This window comes from Cellulomonas rhizosphaerae, from assembly GCF_003470205.1.
Classification (GTDB): domain Bacteria; phylum Actinomycetota; class Actinomycetes; order Actinomycetales; family Cellulomonadaceae; genus Cellulomonas; species Cellulomonas rhizosphaerae.
Genome location: NZ_QWKP01000027.1, coordinates 1 through 2,577, shown reverse-complemented (window position 1 = coordinate 2,577; position 2,577 = coordinate 1). Strand labels below are relative to the sequence as shown.

At 73.9% G+C, this 2,577-nt stretch carries 1 protein-coding gene; it reads right to left on the bottom strand.

The window, feature by feature from the left end:
* The coding region (locus tag D1825_RS00320) for an Rne/Rng family ribonuclease (RefSeq protein WP_199721430.1) at window positions 1-2,577 on the bottom strand (2,577 nt) is incomplete at both ends.

Sequence of the window (2,577 nt, the reverse complement as noted above, 5' to 3'; positions counted from 1 at the left end):
GCAGCCGCGGCGATCGTCGCGAGCGTGGCCTTGACAGCCTCGCGGGCCTCGGGCAGCACCGGCACCGGCGTGTGCGGCGCGGTACCGACGGTCTCCTTGACGGCCGCTCCCCCACGCTTGCGACGGGCCCGCTTGGCCTCAACGCCGGCCGGGCTCTCGGCGCTGACCGGCTGCGCCGCGCCCGCCTCGGGCCGACCGTTCTTCTCGATCGGCTCGTCGTGCACGATGAAACCGCGGCCGTGGCAGTGCTCGCACGTCTCCGAGAACGCCTCGACCAGGCCCTGGCCGACGCGCTTGCGGGTCATCTGCACGAGGCCGAGCGAGGTGACCTCGGCGACCTGGTGCTTGGTGCGGTCGCGGCCCAGGCACTCGACCAGGCGACGGAGCACGAGGTCGCGGTTGGACTCGAGCACCATGTCGATGAAGTCGACGACGATCATGCCGCCGATGTCGCGCAGCCGGAGCTGGCGCACGATCTCCTCGGCCGCCTCGAGGTTGTTGCGCGTGACCGTCTCCTCGAGCGTGCCGCCCGAGCCGGTGAACTTGCCGGTGTTGACGTCGACGACGGTCATCGCCTCGGTGCGGTCGATGACGAGCGAGCCGCCCGACGGCAGCCAGACCTTGCGGTCCATGCCCTTGGCGAGCTGCTCGTCGATCCGGTGATCGGCGAACACGTCAGCAGAGTGGGACGAGCTACCGGTGTACTTCGAGATCTTCTGCGCCAGGTCCGGCGCGAGCTCGTCGATGTACGACGAGATCGTCGACCACGCCTCGTCGCCCTGGACGACGAGCGAGCCGAAGTCGTCGTTGAAGATGTCGCGGACCACGCGGATCGCCATGTCCGGCTCGCCCTGGAGCAGCGCGGGCGCGGAGGCGGTCTTCGCCTTCTTCTCGATGGCGTCCCACTGCGACTGCAGGCGCGCGATGTCGGCGCGCAGCTCCTCCTCGGAGGCGCCCTCCGCCGCGGTGCGCACGATGACGCCGGCCGAGTCCGGCACGACCTCGCGCAGGATCTTCTTGAGGCGGTTGCGCTCGATGTCCGGCAGCTTGCGGCTGATGCCGGTCATGCCGCCGCCGGGCACGTAGACCAGGTAGCGGCCGGCGAGCGTGACCTGCGAGGTCAGGCGCGCGCCCTTGTGACCGATCGGGTCCTTGGTGACCTGGACCAGCACGGAGTCGCCGGACTTGAGCGCCTGCTCGATGCGACGCGCAGAACCGCCCTCGACGTTCGCGGCGTCCCAGTTGACCTCACCGGCGTAGAGCACGGCGTTGCGGCCCTTGCCGACGTCGACGAACGCGGCCTCCATGCTCGGCAGCACGTTCTGGACGCGGCCGAGGTAGACGTTGCCGACCATCGAGACCGACGCCTGGTTGGAGACGTAGTGCTCGACGAGCACGCCGTCCTCGAGCACGGCGATCTGCGTGCGGCCGCCCTTCTCGCGCACGATCATCGAGCGGTCGACCGACTCGCGGCGGGCCAGGAACTCGGCCTCGGTGATGATCTGGCGACGGCGACCGGCGTCGCGGCCCTCGCGGCGGCGCTGACGCTTGGCCTCGAGGCGAGTCGAGCCGCGCAGCGCGGTGACCTCGTCGCTGACGGGGCGCGTGCGGGCCGGGCGGGGCTCGGCGTCGGTCTCGCCCGGGCGGGCGGAACCGCGGCGACGACGGCGACGACGACGGCTCGACGAGCCGGCCTCACCCTCGCCGTCCTCGTCGGACTCGTCCTCGTCCTGGGCGCCCTCCGCGTCGACCGCAGCAGCGTCGCCCTCGGGCGTCACGTCGGTGTCGTCGGTGCTCGCGTCGCCCGGCTCGGGCCGACGGCGGCCGCGGCCACCCCGGCGACGGCGGCGACGCGGGGCGTTGCCACCGGCCTCGCCGGACTCGTCGTCGCCGTCCTCGTCGTCGCCCTCGTCGGACTCGGACTCGTTCTCGTCCTGCGCGTCCTCGGCGGGGACGCCGTCGACGTCCTCGACCTCGTCCGACTCGTCCTCGGCGACGACGGGCGTCTCCTCGTCCTCGTCGGCCGGCTCGTCGGCGGCAGCGCGCGGCGGCTCGCCGCCGCGACCTCGACGGCCCCGACGACGCGAGCTGCGGTTGCCGGACGTGGCAGGGCGCTCCTCGACGACGGGTGCGTCCTCGGTCTCGACGGTCTCGAGCTGAGCATCCGCGAGCTCGGCCTGCTCCTCGAGCTCGCGCTCGATGCGCGCGGCCTCGGAGATCGCCTCGGGCGAGCCCGCGCTGGACGTCGCACGACGGCGGCGCTGGCGCGAGGCGGTCGGGTCCGGCGCCTGGAAGAGCAGTGCAGTGGTGGCCAGTCGCGGCGCGGGCGGCGCGACCTCAGGGGCCGGCGCGGAGCGGGGGGCGTTGCGCGGCGCACGAGCCGAGCGCGACGAGGTCCGGGGCGCGGACGGCTCGGCAGCGGGCGGCTCGGCGGACTTCGGCTCGGCGAACGCAGCCAGGACGTCGAGCGCGGGGGGCGCCTCGACGACCGCGGGGGCCTCGACCGGTGCACCGGGCGCGGCGGCGGGGCGCGAGCTCGCGCGGCGACGACGGGCGGGGGCGGCCGGAGCGGCCTCC